The organism is Nocardia asteroides (assembly GCF_900637185.1).
In the GTDB taxonomy this organism is placed as follows: Bacteria; Actinomycetota; Actinomycetes; order Mycobacteriales; family Mycobacteriaceae; genus Nocardia; species Nocardia asteroides.
The window spans coordinates 6,715,727-6,741,276 of record NZ_LR134352.1; the positions used below are offsets into that span (position 1 = coordinate 6,715,727).

General features: G+C 69.0%; 22 protein-coding genes. 9 read left to right on the plus strand and 13 right to left on the minus strand.

Annotated elements, in window-relative coordinates:
* The first annotated feature begins 68 nt into the window (after positions 1–68).
* A complete protein-coding gene (locus tag EL493_RS31090) occupies positions 69–920 on the plus strand; it encodes an LLM class flavin-dependent oxidoreductase (RefSeq protein ID WP_019049182.1) in 852 nt (283 codons plus the stop codon).
* Positions 921–923: 3 nt separating this feature from the next.
* On the opposite strand, the gene EL493_RS31095 is transcribed toward EL493_RS31090, so the two are convergent.
* Positions 924–1,847, minus strand: a complete 924-nt coding sequence (locus EL493_RS31095) for a 4-(cytidine 5'-diphospho)-2-C-methyl-D-erythritol kinase (RefSeq protein WP_030201095.1) — start codon at positions 1,845–1,847, stop codon at positions 924–926.
* 187 nt (positions 1,848–2,034) lie between these two features.
* Here EL493_RS31095 and EL493_RS31100 point away from each other — a divergent pair, with 187 nt between their 5' ends.
* The gene (locus EL493_RS31100; RefSeq protein ID WP_019049184.1) at positions 2,035–2,244 is read left to right on the plus strand and encodes a heavy-metal-associated domain-containing protein; all 210 of its coding nucleotides are present in this window, start codon (positions 2,035–2,037) and stop codon (positions 2,242–2,244) included.
* A gap of 366 nt (positions 2,245–2,610) precedes the next feature.
* Here EL493_RS31100 and rsmA read toward each other — a convergent pair whose 3' ends face one another.
* The 6 genes from rsmA to EL493_RS31130 all read right to left on the minus strand — a co-directional run bounded on the left by rsmA (position 2,611) and on the right by EL493_RS31130 (position 9,382).
* A complete protein-coding gene (gene rsmA, locus EL493_RS31105) occupies positions 2,611–3,492 on the minus strand; it encodes a 16S rRNA (adenine(1518)-N(6)/adenine(1519)-N(6))-dimethyltransferase RsmA (RefSeq protein WP_019049185.1) in 882 nt (293 codons plus the stop codon).
* A 34-nt stretch (positions 3,493–3,526) separates the two neighbouring features.
* A complete protein-coding gene (locus tag EL493_RS31110; RefSeq protein ID WP_019049186.1) occupies positions 3,527–4,681 on the minus strand; it encodes a lipase family protein in 1,155 nt (384 codons plus the stop codon).
* Positions 4,682–4,773: 92 nt separating this feature from the next.
* On the minus strand, positions 4,774–5,940 hold the full coding sequence (locus EL493_RS31115; protein WP_019049187.1) for a lipase family protein: 1,167 nt from the start codon (positions 5,938–5,940) through the stop codon (positions 4,774–4,776).
* A gap of 9 nt (positions 5,941–5,949) precedes the next feature.
* The gene (locus EL493_RS31120) at positions 5,950–7,095 is read right to left on the minus strand and encodes an alpha/beta fold hydrolase (protein WP_019049188.1); all 1,146 of its coding nucleotides are present in this window, start codon (positions 7,093–7,095) and stop codon (positions 5,950–5,952) included.
* Between the two features lie 132 nt (positions 7,096–7,227).
* Positions 7,228–8,355 carry a resuscitation-promoting factor gene (locus EL493_RS31125; protein ID WP_019049189.1) on the minus strand — a complete coding sequence of 376 codons (1,128 nt, stop codon included), beginning with the start codon at positions 8,353–8,355 and terminating at the stop codon, positions 7,228–7,230.
* A gap of 172 nt (positions 8,356–8,527) precedes the next feature.
* Positions 8,528–9,382, minus strand: a complete 855-nt coding sequence (locus EL493_RS31130; RefSeq protein WP_030201098.1) for a TatD family hydrolase — start codon at positions 9,380–9,382, stop codon at positions 8,528–8,530.
* 1 nt (position 9,383) lies between these two features.
* Here EL493_RS31130 and metG point away from each other — a divergent pair, with 1 nt between their 5' ends.
* Complete coding sequence (metG, locus tag EL493_RS31135) at positions 9,384–10,952, plus strand: methionine--tRNA ligase (protein ID WP_019049191.1); 1,569 nt, start codon at positions 9,384–9,386, stop codon at positions 10,950–10,952.
* A gap of 200 nt (positions 10,953–11,152) precedes the next feature.
* On the opposite strand, the gene EL493_RS31140 is transcribed toward metG, so the two are convergent.
* Both EL493_RS31140 and soxR read right to left on the minus strand, forming a co-directional pair.
* Positions 11,153–11,905, minus strand: coding sequence for an isocitrate lyase/PEP mutase family protein (locus EL493_RS31140; protein WP_019049192.1), 753 nt, complete (start codon positions 11,903–11,905; stop codon positions 11,153–11,155).
* Between the two features lie 178 nt (positions 11,906–12,083).
* Positions 12,084–12,566, minus strand: a complete 483-nt coding sequence (gene soxR, locus EL493_RS31145; RefSeq protein WP_030201101.1) for a redox-sensitive transcriptional activator SoxR — start codon at positions 12,564–12,566, stop codon at positions 12,084–12,086.
* 130 nt (positions 12,567–12,696) lie between these two features.
* Between soxR and arcA the strand changes: the two genes are divergently transcribed.
* Together arcA and EL493_RS31155 are read left to right on the plus strand one after the other, a co-directional pair.
* Positions 12,697–13,938 carry an arginine deiminase gene (gene arcA, locus EL493_RS31150; RefSeq protein WP_019049194.1) on the plus strand — a complete coding sequence of 414 codons (1,242 nt, stop codon included), beginning with the start codon at positions 12,697–12,699 and terminating at the stop codon, positions 13,936–13,938.
* Between the two features lie 6 nt (positions 13,939–13,944).
* Positions 13,945–14,304, plus strand: coding sequence for a GntR family transcriptional regulator (locus tag EL493_RS31155; RefSeq protein WP_019049195.1), 360 nt, complete (start codon positions 13,945–13,947; stop codon positions 14,302–14,304).
* 222 nt (positions 14,305–14,526) lie between these two features.
* Here the strand turns inward: EL493_RS31155 and EL493_RS31160 are convergent, their stop codons facing one another.
* On the minus strand, positions 14,527–16,125 hold the full coding sequence (locus EL493_RS31160; RefSeq protein WP_022566255.1) for a dolichyl-phosphate-mannose--protein mannosyltransferase: 1,599 nt from the start codon (positions 16,123–16,125) through the stop codon (positions 14,527–14,529).
* Between the two features lie 192 nt (positions 16,126–16,317).
* On the opposite strand from EL493_RS31160, the gene rsmI reads away from it, so the two are divergent.
* On the plus strand, positions 16,318–17,121 hold the full coding sequence (gene rsmI, locus EL493_RS31165; protein ID WP_019049197.1) for a 16S rRNA (cytidine(1402)-2'-O)-methyltransferase: 804 nt from the start codon (positions 16,318–16,320) through the stop codon (positions 17,119–17,121).
* Here the strand turns inward: rsmI and EL493_RS31170 are convergent.
* Complete coding sequence (locus EL493_RS31170) at positions 17,118–18,245, minus strand: glycosyltransferase (RefSeq protein WP_019049198.1); 1,128 nt, start codon at positions 18,243–18,245, stop codon at positions 17,118–17,120. The genes rsmI and EL493_RS31170 overlap by 4 nt on opposite strands.
* A gap of 203 nt (positions 18,246–18,448) precedes the next feature.
* On the opposite strand from EL493_RS31170, the gene EL493_RS31175 reads away from it, so the two are divergent.
* From EL493_RS31175 to EL493_RS31185, 3 genes are read left to right on the plus strand one after another with little or no spacing between them, the layout of a single operon-like run.
* Complete coding sequence (locus EL493_RS31175) at positions 18,449–18,760, plus strand: type VII secretion target (RefSeq protein WP_019049199.1); 312 nt, start codon at positions 18,449–18,451, stop codon at positions 18,758–18,760.
* Entirely contained in the window at positions 18,760–21,348 is a 2,589-nt protein-coding gene (locus EL493_RS31180; protein ID WP_019049200.1) for a TPR repeat region-containing protein, read from the plus strand. Before EL493_RS31175 ends, EL493_RS31180 begins: the two co-directional genes overlap by 1 nt.
* Positions 21,345–22,028, plus strand: coding sequence for a hypothetical protein (locus EL493_RS31185; protein WP_126405969.1), 684 nt, complete (start codon positions 21,345–21,347; stop codon positions 22,026–22,028). Before EL493_RS31180 ends, EL493_RS31185 begins: the two co-directional genes overlap by 4 nt.
* Positions 22,029–22,718: 690 nt before the next feature.
* Here EL493_RS31185 and EL493_RS31190 read toward each other — a convergent pair.
* Positions 22,719–23,708 carry a GAF domain-containing protein gene (locus tag EL493_RS31190; RefSeq protein ID WP_019049202.1) on the minus strand — a complete coding sequence of 330 codons (990 nt, stop codon included), beginning with the start codon at positions 23,706–23,708 and terminating at the stop codon, positions 22,719–22,721.
* Between the two features lie 8 nt (positions 23,709–23,716).
* Entirely contained in the window at positions 23,717–25,531 is a 1,815-nt protein-coding gene (locus tag EL493_RS31195) for a putative bifunctional diguanylate cyclase/phosphodiesterase (protein ID WP_051719436.1), read from the minus strand.
* Positions 25,532–25,550 lie beyond the last annotated feature (19 nt).

The following is a 25,550-nucleotide window of genomic DNA, read 5'->3' on the forward strand; positions in this document are numbered from 1 at the left end:
ATCGTTCGTTTAACGTCGTTCGTAGCGAACAACGTTCGACACGAACAACGTTCTTACCGGAGGATTCCATGCACATCGGCCTCGGCCTGCCCATCTCCGACCCCGCCGCCCTGCTCGACTGGGCCCGCCGCGCCGACGACGGCCCGTTCCGCACGCTGGGCCTGCTCGACCGGCTCGTCTACGACAACCCCGAACCGCTGGTCACCCTGGCCGCCCTGGCCGGCGCCACCCGCCGCATCCGGCTGCAGACCGAGGTCCTGCTCGCACCGCTGCGCGAGACCGCGCTGCTGGCCAAGCAGACCGCCACCCTCGACGTGCTGTCCGGCGGCCGGTTCACCCTCGGCGTCGGCGTCGGCGGCCGGGCCGACGACCACGTCGCCGCCGGCACCGACCCGCGCACCCGCGGCCGCCGCCTCGACGCGCAGATCGACCTGCTGCGGCGGCTGTGGGCGGGCGAACCGTTCGGTCCCGATTGCGGCCCGATCGGTCCCGCGCCCGTCCAGCCCACCGGACCGGAGCTGCTGTTCGGCGGTTTCCAGCCGGCCGCGCTCGACCGGGTCGGCCGGTGCGGCGGCGGTTTCCTGGCCGCCGCGCCGCCGTCGTGGGCGGGCGGCCTGTTCGACACCGTGCGCCGATCCTGGAAGGACCACGGCCGTGCCGGTGCACCGCGCATCGTCGCCCAGGTGAATGTCGCCCTCGGTGACGACGACGTACTCGCCGACGCCCGCGCCGCGATGCGCGCCTACTACGCCTTCGCCGGCGATCGCTCGGCCTTCATGCTGGACGGCCTGCTCACCACGCCCGAGGCCATCCGCTCGACCATCGCGGAGTTCGGCGAACTCGGCGCCGACGAGGTCATGCTCTACTGCTACGGCCGCGACGCCGACCAGGTCGACCGGCTCGCCGACCTGGTCGGCTGAGCCTCAGCGCTCGGTCTCGAGCACCCGCGCGCCGGGCACCGGGCCACTGGCGGTCCGCACACTGCGACACACCCCGGCACCGGCCAGTTCGGCGGCCACCGCGATCGCGGCCTCCTCGGTATCGCACAGGAACGCGCAGGTGGGACCGGAGCCGGAGACCAGGCCGGCGAGCGCGCCCGCGCCCACCCCGGCACGGAGCGTGCGGCGCAGTTCCGGCTTCAGCGAGAGCGCCGCGGCTTGCAGATCGTTGCCGAGCAGCGGCGCCAAGGTGTGCGGGTCGCCCGCGGCCAGCGCCTGCATGAGTTTCTGCGGGTCACCCAGGCGCGGCGGTTCGCCTTCGGCGCGCAGCCGATCGAGTTCCCGGAAGACCGACGGGGTGGACAGCCCGTCCTTGGCCAGGGCCAGCACCCAGTGAAAGGTGTTGCGCGACAGCACCGGCAGCAACCGTTCGCCGCGGCCGGTGCCGAGCGCGGTGCCGCCGTGCAGGGCGAAAGGGACATCGCTGCCGAGTTCGGCGGCCACCGCCGACAGCTCGTCGCGGCCCAGGCCCAGGTCCCACAGCTCGTTCAGGCCGACCAGCGCGGCGGCCGCGTCGGCACTGCCGCCCGCCATGCCGCCCGCCACCGGGATACCCTTGGCGATGGCGATCTCCACCAGCGGCGCCCGGCCCGCCAGATGGGCCAGCCGCACGGCCGCCTTCCAGACCAGGTTCTCCCGATCGGTCGGTACCTCGGCCGCGCCCTCGCCGGTGACCCGCACGGTCAGCGAGGCCGACGGGGCCAGCTCGAGCTCGTCGGACAGCGACAGTGCCTGGAAGACCGTGGTCAGATCGTGATAGCCGTCCGGACGCAGATCACCGACTCCGAGATGCAGATTCACCTTCGAAGGCGCGCGCACGACGACCGGGCTGGGCACAACTGACAGCACGGTCACCAAGCGTAACGGGTTACACCGACGAGTACCCGCGCTGAATCCCGCCATGCGGGGACGAGAAGTGCGATCCCGCGCACACCGGCGCACCGAAGGGGTTGCGCCGGGTACCCGTGGGGGGTATGTTCATTCGTGTCGGGGACATACCCCTGGACCGTATGAGCGAAGAGCGAAGGAGTCGGCCATGGCCACCAGCACCTACACCGTCACGGGGATGACCTGCGGACACTGCGTGAGCTCGGTCAAGCAGGAGATCGGCAAGATCGATGGTGTCACCAGCGTGGACGTCGACCTCGCCAGCGGTCTCGTCAAGGTCGACAGCGCGAACGAACTCACCGAGTCCGATATCGCCGCCGCCGTCGACGAGGCAGGCTACGAACTGGCTGGATCCTAGGCGGCTGGCGCCGCGGGTTTTCGGCCTCGTAACCTCGCGTTCGAGGGGCGATACAGCGCCTACGGCGTGACGTCGCGCCCCTCGAACGCGAGGCGGCCGAAAACGTGGTGGGTGTCGGCGTTCACCGACGGTTCATACCGGCGCCTGGACGTCGTGAATCATCCACAGAGTCATCCACATCTGCACCCAGCGGCCCGCCACCGGCGGTTTTCGCACCGGACCGGCGATGTCGTCCGGACATCATGATCAACTCCGATGCGGGCGAAAACCGGTTGTCCACAATTGCTTTCACAGGGTGCGGGCACAGGGCCCCGGTGAACAGCCGGTGTACTGCGGGTTCGGCTGCGCGAGCCCGGGATTCGCCGGTCAGGCCTGCGCGGCCAGGCGGACGAACGCCGCGGTGTCGAGCGTCTCACCGCGGGCGGTCGGGTCGATGCCCGCCGCGACCAGCCTGCGCTCGGATTCCGCGGGCGAACCCGCCCAGCCGGACAGCGCCGAGCGCAACGTCTTGCGGCGCTGCGCGAATGCCGCGTCGATCACCTCGAAGACCCGCTTGCGATGGTCCTCGTCGATCGGCCACGGCGGCTCGACGTAGCGGTCGATGCGGACCAGGCCCGATTCCACCCGCGGCACCGGCCAGAACACCTGCGTGCCGACCGCGCCCGCGCGGCGCACCGTGCCGAAGAAACCGGCCTTGACGCTGGGCACCCCGTACACCCGGTTGCCGGGTTCGGCCGCGAGCCGGTCGGCGACCTCGGCCTGCACCATCACCAGCGACACCTGAATGCTCGGCAGCACCGCGAGCAGATGCAGCAGTACCGGCACCGCCACGTTGTAGGGCAGGTTCGCGACCAGTGCCGTCGGCTCGGCGGGCAGCTGGTCCGGGCGCACACGCAGGGCGTCGGCCTCGACCACCTGCAGGCGATCGGCCAGGCCGGGCGCGCGGTCGGCGACGGTCTCCGGCAGATAGTTGGCCAGCACCGGGTCGATCTCGACGGCGACCACCCGGTCGACCACGTCGAGCAGGGCCAGCGTCAGCGAGCCGAGGCCGGGCCCGACCTCCAGCACCGTGTCACCGGTGCCGACGCCCGCGGCGGTGACGATGCGGCGCACCGTGTTCGCGTCGTGCACGAAGTTCTGCCCGAGCTGTTTGGTCGGCCGGACGCCGAAGCGTTCGGCCAGCGTCCGCACCTCGGCGGGACCGAGCAGTGCGGCGCGACCGCGCGCGGGAATCTCTGGTTCGGGCACCGCTAGAACCTACCAACCCGGCCGATCGAGCAGCTCAGCGCTGCGGCGGGGCGGTGTTGACCCGGGTGAGGAAGGCGTCGATCGCGGCGCGCTGCTCGGCCGAGATCGAGCCGTGCCTGCCGTTGCCCGGCACCACCTGCTGGTCGACGCCGTTGGCCGCGAGCTGGGCGACCAGCGCGGCGTGCAGCGGGGAGGGCACGATGGTGTCGGTGACGTTCATCGTCAGCAGCATGGGCGCGTCGTAGCCGCTGGTCGGCAGGGTCATGTAGGCGGCGAGCACCTCGCGCAGGCCGGTGAGCGGGCGGGTCAGCAGGTCGCGCGCGGACAGCCCCTGGGTCCCGGCGATGATCGCGTCCAGGCACTGGTGCCCGGCGGCGTCGACCAGCGAGCGGCCCAGCGGCGTGAGGTAGGAGTCGACCTCGGCTTCGGGGTGCGTGGCGCGCAGCCCGGCCAGGATGCTGACGACGAACGAGGTGGCCGTGGCCAGCGCCGGGATCTCCGGCAGCTCCGGACCCACGAAGGGCAGCACCTTCTCCACATCGGAGGCCGCGTCGATGGCGACCGTGCCGCGGAAGTCCAGTTCGGGCGCGTAGGCGGCCTGCTCGTGCGCGGTGCTCAGCGCGGCGTGCCCGCCCTGCGACACCCCGAGCACGCTCCAGGTGCGCGACAGGCCGGTCTCGGCGGCGCGGGCGGCTCGGACCAGGTCGATGGTGGCGGTCGCCTCGCTGCGGACCTCCAGGTATGGGTGCGGGCCGGTGTCGAAGCGGCCGAGACCGAGGTAGTCGGGGGCGACGACGGCGAAGCCCTGGTCCACGAACCGCTTGATCAGCGCGTCCTCGGCGGCGCGCAGCTGCGGCATCGAGGCGAGCTCCGGGTCGGCCTGGCCGCCGCAGCCGGGTCCGGAACCCGAGGTGCCGTGGTCGTAGGCCAGGATCGGCCAGCCGGTGGCCGGCGCGTCACCCTCGGGCAGGTACAGCGCGCCGCTGGCCGGGCGCGCGACGCCGGCCGAGTCGGTCATCCAGTATTCGATCACCGAGCCGCGCGCGAGTCCGTGCCAGCCCGCGGGCCTGGCCTCCACCGCGATGAGCGAGCCGGGCGCGTCGGCGGTCGCAGGGGCGAAGCCGGCGGCGAGCAGCGTGCTCGCGGTGAGGGCGGCGAGCACGGCGGCGCGGAACGGGGTCTTCGGCACGGGATTTCAGCTCTCCACCAGGCGACAATTCCTGGACGAGTGTACAGATCGACGGCCGGTCCGCCCGGGCATCGAGCGAACCGGCACGTCGTTCAGCGCTGTGGCGGGGCGGCGTTCACCCGCGCGACGAAACCGTCGAGCGCGCTCCACATCCGCGGGCTGAGCACGGTGTGCTGACCGAATCCGGTCACCGTCTCGAAGTCGACACCGCCCGCGGCCAGCTGGGCGATCAGCGCGGCGTGCAGCGGCGAGGGCACGACCGTGTCGGTGGCGTTGACCAGCAGCAGGATCGGCGCGTCGTAGCCGCTGGTCGGCACGGTCATGTACGTGGTGAGCGCGGGACGCAGCGGACCGTCCGCGAGCGGGCGGGCCAGCAGGTCACCGAAGCCGAGTCCCTTGACGTCGGCGACGATGGCGTCGATGCACCGGGTACCCGCGGCGTCGACGATCTGTCTGCCCTTCGGCGTGAGATACGAGTCGACGTCGGCCTCGGGATGCGTCGCGCGCAGCCCGGCCAGAATGCTCACCGTGAAGCCGGTCAGGGCCGCGGTCCCCTCGATCTCCGGGAAGCCGGGCCCGAGCAGGGGCAGCGCCTTCTCCACATCGGACGCGGGATCGAGCGCGACCACGCCGCGGAAGTCCAGTTCGGGCGCGTAGGTCTGCTGCACATGGGCCGTACTCAACGCCGCGTGCCCGCCCTGCGAGGCGCCGACGACGGTCCAGGTCCGCGACAGGTCCGGCTCGGCTTCGCGAGCCGCGCGCACCAGGTCGATGGTGGCCGAGGCCTCGCTGGCCACCTCGAGATACGGGTGCGGCCCGGTGTCGAAGCGCCCGAGCCCCAGGTAGTCCGGGGCGACGACGGCGTAACCTTGCTCGACCAGACGGCCGATCAGCTCGTCCTCGGCGGCGCGATTGGCCGGCAGCGGGGCGAGTTCGGGATCGGCCTGCCCGCCGCAGCCGACGCCGGAACCCAGGGTGCCGTGGTCGTAGGCGACGATCGGCCAGCCGGTGGCGGGCGCCTGGCCGTCGGGCAGAAAGAGCGCACCGCTGGCCGGGCGTTCGGCCCCGGCGGAATCGGTGGTCGTGTATTCGATCACCGCGCCGCGGGCCTGGCCGTGCCAGCCGTCGGGACGGGACTCGGCGGCGAGCACGTTGCCGGGGTCGGCCGACGCGGCGGCGGCGGTGGCCAGCACGGCGGTCGAGAGCACGGCCGCGATCAGGGTGCGGCTCAGGAACTTCGGTTTCAGGGGGTTACACATCGACACGGTTCAGCGCGCCCGGGCCAGGAAATCATCGATCGCGGCGATCATCGCCGGATTCAGCTCGCAGTGTTTCCCGGTGCCGACCACCGGGGTGTAGTCCACCCCGTTGGCGGTGAACTGGGCGGCCAGCGCGGCGTGCAGGGGCGAGGGCACCGTGCGGTCGGTGGCGTTGACCAGCAACAGGATCGGCGCGTCGTAACCGCTGGTGGGGACGGTCATGTAGTCGGCCATCACCGAGCGCAGCGGCTCCTCGCCGAGGGAGCGGGTGAGCAGCTGACCCAGGGTCAACTCGGCGACCCGCTCGTCGATGGCGTCCTGGCAGAGGGTGCCGATCTCGTCGAGGATCCGGCGGCCGAGCGGGCTCAGGTAGCTGTCGACCTGCGCGTCGGGCCTGGCCGCCCGCAGACCGGCCAGGATGCTCACCGAGAAACCGAGGATGCCGCCGCTGACCCGATCGGGATTGCCGGGGCCGAGCAGCGGCGCCACCTTCTCCACGTCGGATTCCGGATCGATCGCGATGGTGCCGCGGAAGTCCAGCTCCGGCGCGTAGCTCGACTGCCGGTGACCGGTGCCGAGCGCGGCCTGCCCGCCCTGGGACATGCCCGCCGCCACCCACACCGGCGACAGGTCCGGGCGCACCGACCTGGCCGCGCGCAGCAGGTCCAGGGTGGCGGTGGCCTCGGTGTCGATGCCGAGATAGGGATGCGGTCCGGTGTCGAATCGCCCGAGCCCCAGGTAGTCCGGCGCGACCACGGCATAACCCTGGGCCACCAGATGCCGCAGGAACTCGTCCTGGGCGGCCTGCGACTCCGGCCACGGCGCGCCGGCCGGATCCGACTGCCCGCCACAGCCCGCGCCGAGCCCGGTGGTGCCGTGGTCGAAGGCGACCACCGGCCAGCCGCCCGCGGGGGCGTCACCCGGCGGCAGGTACAGCGCCCCGCTGGCCGGCTGTGGCTCGCCCGCCACACCGTGCGTCCAGTACTCGACGACCTGCGCGCCGTTCATGCCGTGGAATCCGTCGGCCTGCGGAATCACCGCGATCACCGTCCCCGGCGCCGCCGCCGACGCGACCGGCAGCGGGGCGCACACCCCGGCACCCGCCGTCAGCACCACCGCGGCGGCCGCCCACCGCCAGGCCGAAACCCCACGCATCACAACCACCTTCGACTCGCCGACGAGCCGAGACCACCGCACGAGCACAGCGGACTCGGCGAAACGAGTGCACCGTACCGGGCTCACCGCCCCGATCAACCCGACCCGCCGGGAAGGCGCGCCGGGATCGCGTCAGCTCACCCCGAGGCGGCTGGTGCAGGCGGGCCAGGCGCCCCAGCCCTGGCGGGCGCGGGTGACCTCGGCGATGGCGATCTGTTCCTCGCGGGTGGCCAGGTCGGCGCGGGGGGCGTACTTGAGGCCGCCCTGGCGTTCCCAGGTGCTCTGGTCGAACTGGATGCCGCCGTAGTAGCCGTTGCCGGTGTTGATGGCCCAGTTGCCGGTGGACTCGCAGCGGGCCAGCGCGTCCCAGATCGCGCCGTCGCGGACCGGGGGCACCTCGGTGCCGGGCTTGGCACCCTTGCGGATGGTCTTGGGCTGCGCCGGGGTGATGACGTTCGAGTTGGTCTGCACGCGCGCGGATTCCACGCCGTTGGTCATGGTGACGGCGAAGGTGGCCTCGTGCAGGCCGGGCGCGCCGGGGTTCTCCACGACGGTGCGGCTCATGTTCATGGTGACGTCCTCGATCACCAGCTCGGTGGGTTCGAGCGGCAGGGTCTCGGTGCGCTGTTCCACCCGCTGCCGGGTGACGGTGACGTGCATGCCCTCGGTGAGCGGGGTCGTCGCGGCGGGTTCGGTGAAGTCCTGGTCCTTCAGCGGAACGCCCGCAGCGGCGAGGAACTCGCCGACGGTCGCGGCGGCCAGCCGCACGTCGACCGCGGCGGCGAGGCCGTCGACGAGCGAGACCGTGCGCGGGCTGTAGACGCTGAGCGCGGCGCCGGCCAGCGGCAGCTTCTCGGTGCGGGTCGGCACCACGTGGCTGTCGGACGGGATCTGCATCTGGGCGAGCGCGTCGCCCGCGGTGATGCCGGTGGTCCACACCTTGCGCTCGGTGCCGTCGACCGACAGCGTGATCTCGCGGCCGCGGTTGAGCGTGATGGTGGCGCCGTCACCGACCTTGCTGCTCGCGGCCGGGGTCACCGAGTCGTGCTCGGAGAGCTCGTAGCCCGCGGCGGCCAGGATGGCCCGCACATCGCGCGACATGGTGGTGAACTCGCTGCGCTCGCCGTCGACGACCAGGGCGACCGTCTTGTGGTTGACGATGGCCATCGACGCGCCGACGAGCAGCGTCAGCAGCAAGGCCGCCACCGCCGCGTACAGCAGCGGCGAGCGAGACGAGTTGATCCGCGCAAAAGCCGACATGGTTACAGAACGATAACGACAAGGTTTGCGTCAGACAACACCGAACGCCCCGATCAGCGGGATCGCAGGTCACGATTCGGTATAGACGTAGCTGGTAGATAACGACCGCGACCGGCGGATGTGAGCCGAAACACGTTTAGCGTCCAGTCCCCTACCGACCGGACGAAACGCCCTAGCGGATCCGGTACAGCCTGCGCGCGTTCGCCGTGGTGATCTCGGCCAGCTCGGCCGGGTCCTGCTCGCGCACCTCGGCCAGCGCGCGCACCGTGTAGGGCAGGCAGTACGACTCGTTCGGAGCGCCCCGATACGGGTGCGGCGTCAGGTACGGCGCGTCGGTCTCGACCAGGATCTGATCGTCGGGCACCAGCGTGGCCGCCTCGCGCAACTCGTGCGCGTTCTTGAAGCTGACGGTGCCGGAGAAGCTGAGGACATAGCCCTCCGCCACGCAGGCCTGCGCCATGGTGGCGTCGGAGGAGAAGCAGTGGAAGATCACCGTGTCCGGCGCGCCCTCGTCGAGCAGCACGGTGAGCAGGTCGTGATCGGCCTCACGGTTGTGGATCATCAGCGGCTTGCGGACCCGCTTGGCCAGGTCGATGTGCCAGCGGAAGCCCTCGATCTGGGTCTCGATGTCGGCGCAGCCGTCCAGCTTGCCGGGCCAGTAGTAGTCGAGCCCGGTTTCCCCGACCGCGACCACGCGCGGGTCGGTGGCCAGGCGCTCCAGCTCCGCCTTGGCCTCGTCGTCGAGCGCGTTCGCCCTGGTGGGATGCAGTGCGACAGCCGCGTACACGCGGTCGTCCCACTGCGCGGCCCGCACCGCCCACTGCGCCGCGGCGAGATCGTCGGCGACCGTGACCACCTGCCCCACACCCACCGAGGCGGCCCGGTCCACGATCAGCTTGGTCGACTCGGCGTCGGTCGCGCCGCACGCGTCGAGGTGGGTGTGCGCGTCGATCAGCGGTGCGAGCGGCGGCGGAAGGGGCGGAGCCGGACGATTCTGGTTTGCCACGCGGATTACAGTAGTTCGCATCATGAGCGCAGCTGAAGGCGCCGAGGCGCCCGCCTTCTACATCACGACGGCCATCGCGTACCCGAACGGTGCGCCGCACATCGGGCACGCGTACGAGTACATCTCGACCGACGCGCTGGCCCGGTTCAAGCGACTCGACGGCTTCGACGTGTTCTTCATGACGGGCACCGACGAGCACGGCCAGAAGATGCAGCAGACCGCGGCCGCCGAGGGCATCCCCGTGCAGGAGCTCGCGGCCCGCAACTCCGACGTCTTCGAGGCGATGGACAAGGCGCTCGACATCTCCTTCGACCGCTTCATCCGCACCACCGACGAGGACCACAAGGCCGCCAGCGTCGCCCTCTGGGAGAAGATGCTCGCCAACGGCGACATCTACCTGGGCAACTACTCCGGCTGGTACTCGGTGCGCGACGAGGCGTTCTACACCGAGGAGGAGACCAGCCTCCTCGACGACGGCACCCGCGTGTCCACCGAGACCCAGACCCCGGTCACCTGGACCGAGGAGTCGAACTACTTCTTCAAGCTCTCCGAGTACCAGGACAAGCTGCTGGCGCTCTACGAGGAGCACCCCGAGTTCATCGCGCCCGCGACCCGGCGCAACGAGATCGTCAGCTACGTCAAGGCCGGGCTGAAGGATCTGTCGATCTCGCGCACCACCTTCGACTGGGGTGTTCCGGTGCCCGGCCACCCCGATCACGTCATGTACGTGTGGGTCGACGCGCTCACCAACTACCTGACCGGCGTCGGCTTCCCCGACACCGAGTCGGCCCGCTTCGGCAGGTTCTGGCCGGCGAACGTGCACATCATCGGCAAGGACATCACCCGCTTCCACACGGTGTACTGGCCTGCGTTCCTGATGTCGGCGGGCATCGAACTGCCGGACCGGGTGTTCGTGCACGGGTTCCTGTACAACAAGGGCGAGAAGATGTCGAAGTCGACGGGCAATGTCGTCGACCCGCTCGAGCTGGTGGCCACCTACGGCCTGGACCAGGTGCGGTTCTTCCTGCTCCGGGAGATCTCCTACGGCCAGGACGGCAGCTACAGCAACGACGCCATCGCGGGCCGCATCAACGCCGACCTGGCCAACGAGTTCGGCAACCTGGTCCAGCGCAGCCTGACCATGGTGAACAAGAACTGCGACGCGAAGGCCCCGGCCCCGGGCGAGTTCACCGAGGACGACCGCGCCCTGCTCGACCGCGCCAACGCCCTGCTCGAGCGCTGCCGCACCGAGTTCGACGCCCAGCAGATGCATCTCGCGCTGGAGGCCATCTGGCTGACCCTCGGCGAGACCAACCGCTACTTCTCCGCCAACGCGCCCTGGGCGCTGCGCAAGTCGGGCACCGAGGCGGACCTGGCCAGGATGGCCACGGTACTCTACGTGACCCTCGAGGTGGTCCGGATCGTGGCGATCCTGGTGCAGCCGGTGATGCCGGGTTCGGCCGCCAAGATCCTGGATCTGCTGGCCCAGGACGGCCGTACCTTCGCCGATATCGCCACTCCCCTGGTCCCCGGGGTCGACCTGCCCGCGCCGGAGCCGGTGTTCCCGCGCTACATCGAACCCAAAGACTGAGCTAGGCTGCCCGCCTCCCCGCGAATTCAGGCCAGACCCGGGTCCGGGTCACCTACCGTCGGCGGCCGGCGGTAGGTGACCCGAGCTGGTCAGCCCGTTCCCGACGAGTTACCCATGTTCGTGCGAGATCAGTGCCAGGTGTTTGTGCGAGGTCAGCGCCAGGTGTTAATACGAGTTCAGCGCCAGGTGTTGGTGTGAAATCAGCGCCAGGTGGCGAGGAGCTTGGTCGCTTCGGCGCCCAGTGCCGCTTGCAGGAGCGGTCCGAAGCTGATCCGGCCGACGCCGAGTTCGGCGAGATGCTCTTTCGCGGGTGTCCCCGGCTGCGCGATCGCGTTGATCGGCAACGGCAGTTCGGTGGCGAGCCTGCGCTGGACCTCGTCGGAGTGCCAGCCCACCGGGTACAGCGAGTCCGCGCCGGCGTCGGCGGCCAGGCGCAGCCGGGCGATCACCCGGTCGACGCGGTCGGCCTCGTCGCCGTCCTGGCGCAGGAACAGGTCGGTGCGCGCGTTGATCACCACGTGCACGCCCGCCGCGTCGGCGGCCGTGCGCAGCCCGCGCACCAGCTCGGCGTGCTCCTCGGGCGAGCGCAGGCGCTTGCCCTCGCTGTGCACGGTGTCCTCGATATTGAGCCCCACCGCGCCCGCCGCGAGCAGCCCTTCGACGAGCCGCGCGGGCTCGAGCCCGTAGCCCGACTCGATGTCGACCGAGACGGGCACCTCCACCGCGCCGGTCACCTGGGTGACCCGCGCCAGCAGCTCGTCGTAGCTCATCCCCTCGCCGTCACTGCGGCCCACCGAGTCGGCGACCGGGTGACTACCCAGCGTCAGCCCCGAAAAGCCAGCGGCCACAGCGACATTCGCGGACCAGGCGTCCCACACGGTTGGCAGCACCACCGGATCGCCCGGGCGGTGCAGTTCGAGCAGAGTCTTCGCTTTCGCGTCCAGAGAGGTCATGCCAGCGATGATGCCGCACCGCGGTTCACCGGGCCACCGTTCGAGAAGCCGACGACTGGTCTCGAAACAACATGGGTAACTCACCGGGTACGGGCAGACGCACCGGTTGACATCCAGGCGGACGCCGACGTCGCTGGACCCCGGACCTGAGTCTGGCCGGAGTACGCGGGGAGGCGGGCTAGCAGTTGGACCTGGGCGGGCAGTTGAGCTGGACGTCGAGTACCCGCGCGCCCGGCCCCTCCGCGCCGAGGCGGTCGTGCTCGTTGACGAGCTTGCACGACCCCAGCGACAGGCAGCCGCAGCCGATGCAGCCGGTGAGGTTGTCGCGCAGCCGGACCAGCTGGGTGATCCGGTCGTCGAGGTCCTCGCGCCAGGTGGTGGACAGCGTCTCCCAGTCGCGCCGGGTGGGCGTGCGGCCCTCCGGCAGCCGGTCCAGCGCGGAGCGGATCTCACTGAGCGGGATCCCCACCCGCTGGGAGATCCGGATGAACGCGACCCGGCGCAGCGTTTCCCGAGCGTAGCGCCGTTGATTGCCGCTGGTCCGACGACTCGATATGAGACCTTCCCGTTCGTAGAAGTGCAACGCGGACACTGCAACTCCACTACGATCGGATAGCTGCCCGGGGGTCAGCTCCTTCGTTTGCCAATCGGCCGTCGTCATCTTCGCTCCTCCCGCTTTCACCTCAACAATACTTTAGGTATTTGTGTCGCGTACGAAAACGGGCGGACCAACCCGCACAGGTCTGCGGGTCTTCCGTGCCGACGCGCGCTCCTCGCATTACGGTTTCCGCATGGGAACCGCCTCCGACTCGCGCCTGGCCGTCACCTCCGAGGTCGGCACGCTGCGGACGGTGCTGCTGCACCGCCCCGGCGACGAACTGCGCAGGCTCACCCCCAGCAACAACGACCAGCTGCTGTTCGACGGTATTCCCTGGGTGGAACGCGCCCAGGCCGAGCACGACGCCTTCGCCGCGCTGCTGCGCGAACGCGGCGTGGAGGTGTTGCTGCTGTCGGACCTGCTCGCCGAGACACTCGAGGTGAGCGGAGCGGCCAGAATCCAGGGTATCTCGGCCGCCGTGGACGCCCGCAGGCTCGGCCACGGCCTGGCCGACCAGCTCGCCGCCGAACTGCGCAAGGTCCCCGCGCGCGAGCTCGCCGACATCCTGATGGCCGGGATGACTTTCGACGAACTGCCGTTCGGCCCCGACACCACCTCGCTGGTCCGCCGGATGCACCACGGCGGTGATTTCGTCATCGATCCGCTGCCCAATCTGCTGTTCACCCGCGATTCGTCGTTCTGGGTGGGCCCCAAGGTCGCGATCACCTCGCTGGCCCTGCCCGCCCGGATCCGGGAAACCTCGATCACCGATCTCGTCTATGCCTTCCATCCGCGTTTCCTCGGTGTGCGCCGCGCCTACGAATCGCACACCGCCCCGATCGAGGGCGGCGACGTCCTGTTGCTCGCGCCGGGCGTGGTCGCCGTCGGCGTCGGCGAACGGACCACCCCCGCGGGCGCGGAAGCATTGGCGCGCAGCCTCTTCGACGACGATTTGGCCCACACCGTGCTGGTGGTGCCGATCGCGCAGAACCGCGCGACCATGCACCTGGACACCGTGTGCACCATGGTCGACACCGACGCCGTGGTGATGTATCCCGGCGTGCGGGAAACCTTGCAGGCGTTCACGATCCGGCGCGAGGACGGGTTCTCCGGCCGCAGCGACCTGGACCGGATCAGCATCGACGGACCCGAACCGTTCCTGCCCGCCGCGGCCGCCGCGATGGGCATCGCGAAGCTACGGGTGATCGATACCGGCCGCGACGGTCCGACCGCCGAACGCGAACAGTGGGACGACGGCAACAACACCCTCGCCCTCGCCCCGGGAGTGGTCGTGGCCTACGAGCGCAACGAGATGACCAACTCCCGGCTCACCGACGCCGGTGTCGAAGTGCTGACCATCCAGGGTTCGGAGCTGGGCTCCGGCCGCGGCGGCCCGCGCTGCATGTCCTGCCCGCTGTCCCGAGACGAGGTGTGAGCGAAGATGTTCCACGTCGAGCTGTCCACCGACACCACCCAGCCGCCCTACGAGCAGCTGCGGATGGCCGTGATCGAACAGGTCCGCGCCGGCACGCTCACCGCGGGCACCAAGATCCCCACCGTGCGCGCGCTGGCCGCCGAACTCGGTATCGCCCCCAATACCGTGGCTCGCGCCTATCGGGAACTCGAGGCCGACGGTGTCCTCGAAACCCGTGGCCGCCAAGGCTCTTTCATCGCGTCCTCCGGCGATCCCACCCGCGATATCGCCAGCCGCGCGGCCCTGGACTACGTGACGACCGTCCGCAGACTCGGTCTCGACGACGCCGCCGCCCGGCACTTCGTGGAATCGGCTCTAAAGGGCTGAGCCCGCCCGGCACCGTTGACGAGCGGACTCACCGTTCGCCGGGCTAGGGATCCTTCGACAACGCGATCCCCGTGCCGATGGGCAGGCGTGAAAGCATCATGTGGGTTCCCCTCCCAGAATGAATCGCGCCGTACTGCGCGACCCGTCGGCCAGCCTATCCGAGGATCCGGCGCACGGATAGATCGAAATCTGTGCGCCGCAACGCCGTTCGGTTGTGAGATGTCACCGCCAGCTGGGCAGCCAGAGGTGGTCCTGCCAGCTGGCCGGGGTGATCGGCTGAGCGGTGAGGATGGGCCAGAGCCAGACGAAGTTCGCGATCACCAGGCCCAGGTAGATGCTCACGATCAGCAGGCCGAGGGCATAGCGCTCGTTCATCGGGGCGGGTAGATAGGTGCCGTTCGGGCTGCGCGGGATGCCGGCCGGACGGGAGGGTCCCAGGATGTCGCCCAGGATCAGCGCCACGCCCATCGCCAGGAACGGCGCCAGCACCACGGCGTAGAAGAAGTACATCTGCCGGTCCAGCGTCAGGAACCAGGGCAGCAGACCGGCGCCGTAGCCCACCAGCACCGCCGCGTAGCGCCAGTCGCGGCGCACCACGGTGCGCCAGATCATCCAGCCCAGCGCGGGCAGCGCCAGCCACCACAGCGCGGGCGTGCCGACCGCCATCACGGCCTTCACGCACTGCGCTTCGCCGCAACCGGTGACGGTGCCGTCGGCGTAGTAGTAGAGCATCGGGCGCAGGCCCATCGGCCAGGTCCACGGCTTGGATTCCCACGGATGGTGATTGCCCGAGGAGTTGGTGAGCTCGGTGTGGAACTCCATCGTCCTGGCGCTGTAATACCAGAGCGAGCGCAGCGCGTCCGGCGCCACGGACGACCAGAAACCCCCGGTGCCGATGGGGTCTTTCGTCACGGCCGGATTGCCGACGGTGTAGCGATACACGCTGGTTTCGTTCGCGAACCAGGCCCAGTACGTCGCGAGATACACCAGCAGCGGGATCACCACCAGCGCGTACAGCGCCGGGCCCACATCGCGGACCAGGGTGCCCACCCACGGCTTGCGCACCCCGTAGGTGCGCCGCGCGCTCACGTCGAAGGCCACGCAGAGCAGTCCGAAGAACATGATGAAGTACAGGCCCGACCATTTGGTGCCGCAGGCCAGCCCCAGCAGCACCCCCGCGCCGAACCGCCACCAGCGCACACCGAGCCGTGGCCCGAAACCGGTGAGCCCGACCCGGCCAGCCAGATCGGCGCGCGCCATCCGTTCCCGGACCTCGTCGCGGTCGACGATCAGACAGCCGAACGCGGCGGTCACCAGCAGCGCCATGAAGATGTCGAGCATGCCGATGCGCGAGGACACGAAAGTCAGCCCGTCGGCGATGAGCAGGATGCCGGCGAAGGCGCCGATCAGCGTGGATCGCGCCATCCGGCGCACGATCCGGATCACCAGCAGCACCAGCACGGTGCCCGCCAGCGCCGCGCTGCCGCGCCAGCCCAGCGCGTTGTAGCCGAAGATCGCCTCGCTGAGCGCGATGAACTGCTTGCCGACCGGCGGGTGCACCACCAGGCCGTAGGCGGGGTTGTCCTCCACGCCGCCGCCGGTGACCATCTGCCAGGCCTGCGGCGCGTAGTGCTTCTCGTCGAAGACCGGCGTGCGGGCGTCGGTGGGATAGGCCAGGTTGACGAACCGGGTGAGCGCCGCGATCAGGGTGAGCACCGCGGTGACCGCCCAGCCGCGCGCGGTGTCGAGCGGGCCGAAGTCGGGAGTCGGTCGCAGCGGGGCCGGACTGACCAGCGCCGAGGCGGGCCGCGACGGTGGCATCGCACGCGTTTCGGTCACCGGGATCACGCCCCGATCGTAGGCGGTGCGCCCACCGAAGTCCGACCCGACACTTGTCCCCCTCGTTTCCCGCCGACGCGCGGACCGGCGCTGCCTGCCCGCCTGACAGAATGGTCGCTGCGCCAAACTACCGGAGAGGCTGGACAGCACTTGTTGGTCTTAGCGGCAACCCCGATGGGTGACATCGGCGACGCGTCCCAGCGGCTGCGCGACGCACTCGGCTCGGCCGACGTGGTGGCCGCCGAGGACACCCGCCGGACCCGGTCGCTGGCCAAGGCCCTCGACGTGGAGATCACCGGGCGTGTCGTCAGCTTCTACGACCACGTCGAGACGGCCCGGATCCCGGCCCTGCTCGACGACCTCGCGAGCGGCCTGACCGTGCTGCTGGTGACCGACGCGGGCATGCCGTCGGTCAGCGATCCCGGCTATCGGCTGGTCGCCGCCGCGGTGGCGCGGGACCTGCCCGTCACCTGCCTGCCCGGCCCGTCGGCGGTGACCACCGCGCTGGCACTGTCGGGCCTGCCGGTCGAACGGTTCTGCTTCGACGGGTTCGCCCCGCGCAAGGGCGGGCAGCGCCGGGAATGGTTGCGCACCTTGGCCACCGAGCAGCGGGCCTGCGTGTTCTTCGAGGCGCCGCACCGGCTGGCCGACTGCCTGGCCGACGCGGTCACCGTGCTCGGCCCCGACCGCAGGGGTGCGGTGTGCCGCGAACTCACCAAGACCTACGAGGAGGTCGTGCGCGGGACGCTCGCCGAGCTGGCCGCGTGGGCGGTCGAGGGCGCGCGCGGGGAGATCACCGTGGTTCTCGAAGGCGCGCAACCGGTTTCGGCCGACCCGGCCGACCTGGTCACGGAGGTGGAGACCCTGGTCGACTCGGGGATGCGGCTCAAGGACGCCTGCGCCGAGGTGTCGGCCGCCCGTGGCGCCTCGCGGCGCGAACTCTACGACGCGGTGCTGGCGGCCCGGTCCGGCGCCTAGCGGTCCAGCACGGCCAGCATTCCCGCCACCGCGCGCGGCCAGGTGAACTGTTCGGCCCTGGTCCGCGCGGCCTGCCTGCGCCCCGGGGTCGGCATGGCGAGCACATCGGTGACCGCGCGGGCGAACGCGCGGGGACGGTCGGCGGCGATGGCGCCGCATTCGGTGGTGACGATGTCGGCCAGCGCCGAGGACCGGCTGGCCACCACCGGCGTGCCCGCCGCCAGCGCTTCCAGCGCCGCGAGCCCGAAGGTCTCGTGCGGGCCGGGCGCCAGTGAGACATCGGCGGTGGCGAGAAGTTTCGCGACCATCGCCCGATCGTTGATGAAACCGGTGAAGTGCACGGCGGGCGCGCCGCCGGGCAGCGGCGGCAAAGTGCGGGCGCGGCGTTCGAGCGATTCGCGGCGCGGCCCGTCACCGGCCACCACCAGCCGCGCGGGCACCCCGGCCCGGTGCAGCGCGCCCACCGCCTCGATACTGCGGTCGACCCGCTTCTCCACCGACAACCGGCCACAGTGCACCAGCAGCGGATGACCCGCGACGCCCAGATCCGCGCGCAGCCGCTGATCGCGGCGGCGCGGGCTGAACAGGTCGAGGTCCACCCCCAGCGGCACCAGTTCCACATTGGTCGCGCCGATCCGCTGGAACTCCGCCCTGGCGAAGTCGGTGGTGCACACCACCATGTCGTAGTCGTCGGCGGTACGCCGGTTGGCGACGTCGGCGCAGTGCCGCGCGGCAGGCCCCGGCAGGAACTGCCCGAGCAACCGATCGAGCCGTTCGTGCGAGATCATCACACTCGCCACCCCGCGCCGCCGCGCCCACCGCCCGAACCCACGCAACGTGAGCCGATCCGACACCTCGAGCACATCGGGCCGCAGCCCACCCAGCACCTCGGCCACCCGCCGCGGATCCGCCGCCCGGTATCCGCCGGTGAACGGAATTGCCAAGGCGGGCAGCGTAATTCGCAACGCCCCCGTGGGCAATACCTCTTCGCTGCGCCGCGCCCCCGGCACGATCAGCACCACCTCGTGCCCAGCCGCCACATACCCCTCCCCGAGGTGATGCAGGGCGGTGCGCAGCCCACCCGATCGCGGACCATAGAAGTTGGCGAGCTGCACGATGCGCACCCGTCCGATCGTTCAACGACCCGGATGCCCGCCGGAACCAGCCCGTGAAACAACGCGTGAACAGCGTCGAAAGATGCGGTCGCCCACCCGGCGCAGACCTTTGCGAGTAGTGCTCCCATTCGCACGATTCAGCCACCCGCAGATCTTGTAGAGTTCACCGACTGGACGGTTCCTGGTTGTTTATCGGAGGGGGAGAACATCTCGTGTTGCAGGTCGATATAGATGAGCTGAGGCGACTCGCCACCACAGTCACTTCGGTCGGCGCAGAGATCGACAAGATCGATGTCCGGACCAACGGCGACAAGGTCGGTGAGGCTTTCCCCGGCGTCGAGATCGGGGCCGCGTGCGCGAAAGCAGGTGAGTACTCCGAGGGCGCGTGGCTGCGGATCGCCGAGCGGATGCAGAAGCTCGCGGCCATCGTCAACCAGTGCGCCGACAACGTCCAGACCACCGACCAGCAATTCAAGAACCGCCTGGAGGAAATGGACTTCTTCGCCACCGGGAGCGTCGGCTGATGACGACCCGCGCGAATGTCGACGCATGGAAGCCGGCCAAGCTGTCGGAATGGGCTCAGGAGCTGGAAGACGACACCACCGCCTACGAAGCCCAGCTCGGATCCATGCTGACCCACTTCCAGGGAACCGGCTGGCAGGGCGCGGCCTATCTGGCCGCCTACGACCGTTTCCACGAGGAGAACGACCAGGGACGCAGGCTGTCGATCGAGATTCGCGACATCGCCACCGCCCTGCGCAACGCCGACTCCCGGCTGTCCGGCGAGCGTGACGCACTGCTCCGCAGGGTCGCTGATGCGGAGACCGACGCCGAGTGCCCCGTCGGCCTGACCGTCGACGACAGCTGGAAGGTCGCGGCCAAGCCGTACACCGAGTCCGACTACACCGACGAGCAGAAGCAGAAGATCAAAGACCGGATCACCCATCACCAGGGCCTGATCGATACCGGGAAGACGAGCCTGCTGACGGCCGTCGGCGAGGCGATCACCGCCATCAACGCCGCCTCCGACGAGGTGCGCGTCCGTGGCGATCAACTCGGCAACGGTTTGGACGTCCCGACCCCGACGACCGTCGATGTGGCCGCGCTCGGCCGTCAGGACGGCGAGACCATCGCCGACGGCAAATTGTCGGACGCCGAGATCGCCCAGATCACCGCCCGCCTCGACCAGGCCGGACTCACCCCCGAGCAGCTCGAGGCGCTGGCGAACGGCCAGGAAGTCACGGTCCCCGCCTCGACCATGACCTACCTGGAGAACCTGTACGACAAGGCCGGCCGTGACGGCCTGATCGATCTGGCCGACCGCCTCGTGATGAACGGTTCACCCGAGGCACTCGAACTCCGCTCGAACCTCGCCGACGGGTTGCTCACGCTGTCCAACGAGGACGTGGTCACCAAGGACACCACCGGCGCCATCGTCAACCGCGGCGGCTGGGACCAGCTCCACCCCGAAGTCCGCGAACTCATCGGCACCCGACCCGGTTTGAACGACAGCCCCGACGGCAACACCAGTGACCTGCCCGACGACTACCGTTCGGGCTTCTTCAAGCCGAACATGGACGAATGGGCCGGCGTCCAGGCATACACCAAGGACATGCGCGGTTTCGGGCAGTTCCTCGCCTCCTCCGACCAGGCCTACATTCCCGGCGAACGTTTCGGTGTCGAACTCGATCGCCAGGCGGCCAACCTGGCGTACATCACCGACAACGGCGGCTACGAGAAGTACACCGGCCAGGACAACGAACCGGAGTGGCTGCAACGAAACGAACTCAGCGCCAATGACCTGCTCTCCGTCGGCGCCCGCAACAACGACAGCAGCTACGCCCTGCTGACGGGCAACGGCAGCGAGGAACTCTTCGGCAAGGACGTCCCCGGACAAAGCTACGAGAAGTACGACCCGCAGGTCGTGCGAGGGATCTTCCAACACGACTGGGTCGATAACGGCACCGCCGCCGGCCAGATGATCAACTGGGTCGGCACCGAGTCTCATGAAGTCGGCGCGGACGGCAAACTGACCACCGACGCCCTGCAAGCACGCGAGACCCTCACTCACCTGCCCGACCTGCTCACACCACGCGAGGAGGTGGACGATCCTGACGACGACAAACCCGATCGCCATCGGTCGGGTGGGATCGATGTGGAGGAGTTCCAGAAGATCGAGCTGGGATTCGTGAACAATCCTGAACTTGCTCGGGGATTGTCGGTTGCCATGGGGTCCAATCTCCAGTCATGGGACAACCACTTGTCCCCCGGAACTGCCTACCTTCCTGAGCACGGTGAGGCACAGCTCGCTGTGACGGATGCAAATCGTCTGCTGTACTTGGCAAGCCAATCCGAGGGTGGCAGGCTGACCCTGGAGATGGCGCGATCAGCGTATGAAACAGATATCTTGAACAGCGCCTTCACGCAGAACGAAATGCCGCCCGGGAAATACCTTGAGCAACATCTCAGCAGTCTCGCCACATTGGATGGTCGCATCTCGAATGCGGCCGCCAATGCGCTCACATTCCAGGACCAGAACACTGTCCAGGATTACAATAACGCCCAACAAGAGATCTACGACAACAAGAAGGCTGCAGCGAAACTTGTCGACCAGATAATTATGGGAAGTGTCGATGTAGGGTTGGACTATACAAAAGGCCTCACGCAAGACAGTTACGGACTAGGGGCAGCCACGGGCGTGGAGGGAGGCAAGAAAGTCGCAGCAATGCTTGGAGAGGGCCTCGTCGAGGGGGCAATTATGAACTATGTCGACGAGCCCGAAAAGCTATCGGTCAAGTATCCCGAAAGTGCCACAATGAATTCGCTGGCAGTAAACGAATTTCAGCAAAAAATCCTTGAGAATGCACTTGCACATGGAATGCTCGACAATGAAAATCTAATAGATTCACAAACCGGTCAACCCATCAATCTGAATATTCCCCAACCAGAGGAAACGCAGCGACAGCTGGCCGCCTATATGCAGTCGCAAGGATTTCAGTCGCTAATAGATGATTACGCGACAAAATATGGGATGACTACACTATCAGGCACAGGCCTGGGTGGCTCAAGCCTTTCAGTAATCCGGACAGGAACCGAAGGAGTGGGTAAATGATTTCAATGAGATTCCCAGCAAAGGTTCTTGGCGCCACACTCATCCCCGTTACCGCGTTCTTCGCATCCTCGTGCGCTACATCACCAGCGACGGATCCCGCAAGAAATGCCACTGCCGCGCCGGTTACCAGCTCACCGTTCCCATTCCCGCCCGTGAAAACCGGATGGGATGCTGCCGTCCCGCTGACCACACAACAACAACAGGCTGCCGAAACTGCGGTAAGGAAGAACATCTTGGTCAGCGATTGGAATCCCCTGGCCGATTCAAAAATTCCACCCGAGATTCTTGCAATCGTCGGCCCTGAAAATAAGCCCGCGTACGTGCCGATAGAAAGGCTTGCAGAAACCGGAGGCGACACTTATCGGGTGGTCGCCGTCAGGGAAATATCGTCATCTCGATGGGATTTCGATGTTTGCAGATACGATACGCCAGGGGTGTACAGGATGGGCACCAATGGTCAGCTACAATTAAGTACGCCGCATATCCCATACGCGGCTGATACGCACACCGTAGCGTTGACGACGGATCCGAACGGCGCCGGAGAAAAGTCGGATACACCTCGATTCCTGGTGGTTGACTCCCAGCCGATTATCAACGATATGGCGAGGCAAACCTGCGAACAATTTCGACCCGATCCGTATCTCCAACAGCCACCCCAGCCACTTCCTGCCGGGAAGTAAATACGTGTCGCAATACATCGATAGCCACGCGACATAGAGCCTTTCTCATCCCGAGCCTGAACCTCGCTGCCCCGCAACATGTGCCTCTGCCCCGCTGGGTGAACTGGCGAAGCCCCTCACGTCGGATATCGCCGTAGAGCCGACCGAACGTGCCACCGCTGCGGCACAACCGGCCCTCGATGTCCAGGTTCTGAAGTCATCCGTATCGGCAACAAGGACAATTCTCTCCTCCCGGAGATCAACGAGGCGGTAGGCCCGTTCAACGCGGCGCTGCCCTATGACGGCGCGCCGCGCCTACCGGAAACGGGTGGCGCACGTTATCGGGCGGTCGATATTTCGGAGCAGGACGGCGACCGGTGGGTCGTGACTATATGCAGGTATGACACGCCCGGCGTGTATTCCTCGGGTAAAGATGGTCAACTGGCACTGCTCGACGAACCTCACGAATACCACGCTGTGCGTTCGACAGTGGAGTTGACCACCGAGAAATCCGCCGACGGTGAGACGACCGCCGTGCCGAGATTGTTGGTGGTCCGGACCTCCGGTGAGGAGTTCGCGCAGCGCCCTGGCCAGCCGAACGATCTGGAGCGCCGGACCTGCGAACCGTTCCGGCCTGAGCCGTACGTGCAGGAGCCACCTCAGCCTCTTCCTGCGGGCAAGTAGGGCATCGCCCAAGCGCAACGGCAGTGGCTAACCGGCGTGGGCGGGGTCTTCGGCCCAGACTCGGAGGAGGCCGTGGCCGGTGCCTGCGATGGTCATGGAGACCAGTTCTACCTGGGCTAGGACCCAGTCGCCGGTGGCGAAGCGGACGCGGAGGGAGAGGCGGCGGGACATGCCGGGGCGTTCGGCGACCTCGGCGCAGGCCGTGCGGAGGGCGGTGAGGTCGTCGGGGTCGACGGTGGGGCGTTCGACGGCCCAGCGGTCGAGTGGGGGGAGGGGTTCGCCTGCCCACTCGTAGATGAGGGCGGTGGAGAGTTCGATGATGCCGACGCCTACGCCGCTGCGCTGGGAGACGGCGCGCAGGATGGTGACGTCGGGGTCGGCGACCGCCTCGGCGGGGCTCAGGACCGGGATGTCGTGCATGAGCGCGCTGATGCGGCGCAGGCCGGGGCGGGCCCTGGTGATCATCTGGAAGTGCCGGACCCGGTCGTCGTCGCCCGCCATGTCGACCTCGCCCTGCCAGTTGCCGCCCAGGTCCAGGCGCGAGACCATCGCGAAGTAGTCGACCCGGCCGTCGAAGCGGACCATCCGGCCGAAGGCGTCCGGTGGCGTCCGGACGACCTCCACCCGCGCGGGATCGCGCGCGAAGACGAGTTCCTCCAGGCCGGGGCCGTGGTAGGCGAGTTCGGTGTCGGCCTCCCAGTCCCACGCGGCCACCGGCCGACGCGGCGGAACGGGCGCGCCGTCGGTGCCGGTCCACAGCTCCACGCCGTGCACCCCGCCGAAGGCACAGTGCACCGGTTCGGCGACGGCCACCCGGTCACCGTCGACCAGCCGGACGGGCAGGCCGGTGTCGCGGCACTGCCGGATCGCCTCGACCGCGAGTCCGGCCGCGGCCGGGCCGACCCAGCGGCGCAGCGAGGCCAGCGGGGTCCATTGTTTGGGGTGTTCTCCGACGGCGACCACGCTCGGCTCCAGGTCCGAGGCAAGGGTCTCCACGAGCATCCAGTCGCCCGACATCGCCGCCGTCAGCTCGGGACGCCGCGGCCGGCCCGCGGCAGGTCGAGGTCGAGCGGGATGCGGCCGTCGCGCAGGTGCGCCTCGACCTCGTCGGTCGGCATGGGCCGCGCGATCAGGAAGCCCTGCGCGCGGTAGCAGCCGAGGCCGACCAGGGTGCGCGCCGCCATCGGCGTCTCCACGCCCTCGCCGACCACGCCGAGACCGAACGAACCGGCCAGGCCGATGATCGACTTCACGATCGCCAGGTCGTCGTTGCTGTCACCGAGCCGCTGCACGAAACCGCGGTCGATCTTCACCGCGTCCACCGGCAGCGCCTTGAGGTGCGACAGCGAGCTGTAGCCGGTGCCGAAGTCGTCGATGGCGATCTGGACTCCCATCCGTTTCAGTCCGCGCAGGGTGAGCCGGGTGCGGACCAGGTCCTGCACCACCACGTGCTCGGTGATCTCCAGGCAGACCGAACTGCCGTCGATCCCGTACAGCCGCAGGATGTCCTCGATGCGTTCCACGAAGTCGGCGCTGACCAGCTGCACCGGCGACACGTTGATCCGGATGACCACATTGGCGGCCAGCCCGCGCCGCCGCCAGTCGGCGAACTGGGAACAGGCCGAGCGGATCACCCAGCGGCCCAGTTCGCCCGCCAGGTTGGTGGCCTCGGCCACGGCGACGAACGCGCCGGGCGGCAGCAGGCCACGGGTGGGATGCTGCCAGCGCACCAGGGCCTCGAGCGCCACGATCCGGCCGGTCCGCAGGTCCACCTCGGGCTGGTAGTGCAGCACCATCGAGCCGTCGGACACGGCGCTGCGCAGGTTGACCTCCACGTCGTCCTGGAGTTCGAACTGCATGCGCATGGCGTCGGTGAACACCGCGACGCCGTTGCCGCCGCCGGACTTGGCCGAGAGCAGGGCGTGGTCGGCCCGGCGCAGCACATCCGAGACCGTGGTCTCGCCCGGCACGCCCAGCGCCACGCCGACGCTGACACCACGGCTGACCGATTCCTGCCCGACCGAGACCCGCCTGCCGACGAGTTCCTGGATCCGGGCGGCTTCCAGCTCCGCGGCGACGGCGTCCATGGTCTTGGCCGGCACGATGACGAACTCGTCGCCGCCGAGGCGGGCGATCATGTCCTCAGGATCGAAGTTCTTGCGCAGCCGGGCCGAGAGCGTGCGGATGAAGTTGTCGCCCGCGTTGTGCCCGAGGAAGTCGTTGAGCGCCTTGAGCCGGTCCAGGTCGAGGAAGAAGATCGCGACCGGGCCCACATTGCCCGCGGCGAGCCGGTCCTCGAGGTATTCGAGCAGGGCGCGGCGGTTGGCCAGACCGGTCAGGTCGTCGTGCGAGGCGATGTAGCGCAGCTGGTCCTCGGCCGCGACCCGCGCCTGGAGCTGGGCGAACAGGGCCGCGATGGCCTTGAGGACGTTGAGCTCGCGCACGCTCCACACCCGGTCACCGCGCCGGATGAAGCCCAGCGCACCGGTCGACACGCCGCGCGAGACCAGCGGCACGCACGCGGTGACGATGTCGGGCATGCCGGTGCTGCGCCGGATGGTCTCCTGGTAGTCGGGGTACTCGTCGCCGCGGCTGACGATGATCGGCTCGACCGCGTTCTCGCTGGCCTGGAACAGCGAGTCGGCCTGCTCGAAGTCGATCACCCGCAGCGGGTCGGGCTCGGGCACCTCGGGTCGGCGCGGCCACTCGGCGATGAGCACGGTCTGGCGGTGCTTGCGGTCGGTGTGACGCAGGTAGGCGAAGTCGACGTCGAAGTAGCTGACCAGGCTGGCCAGGACCCGCTCCGTGGCGGAGACCATGGTCGTGGCGTCGACACCCATCAACTCCGAGGCGACCTGC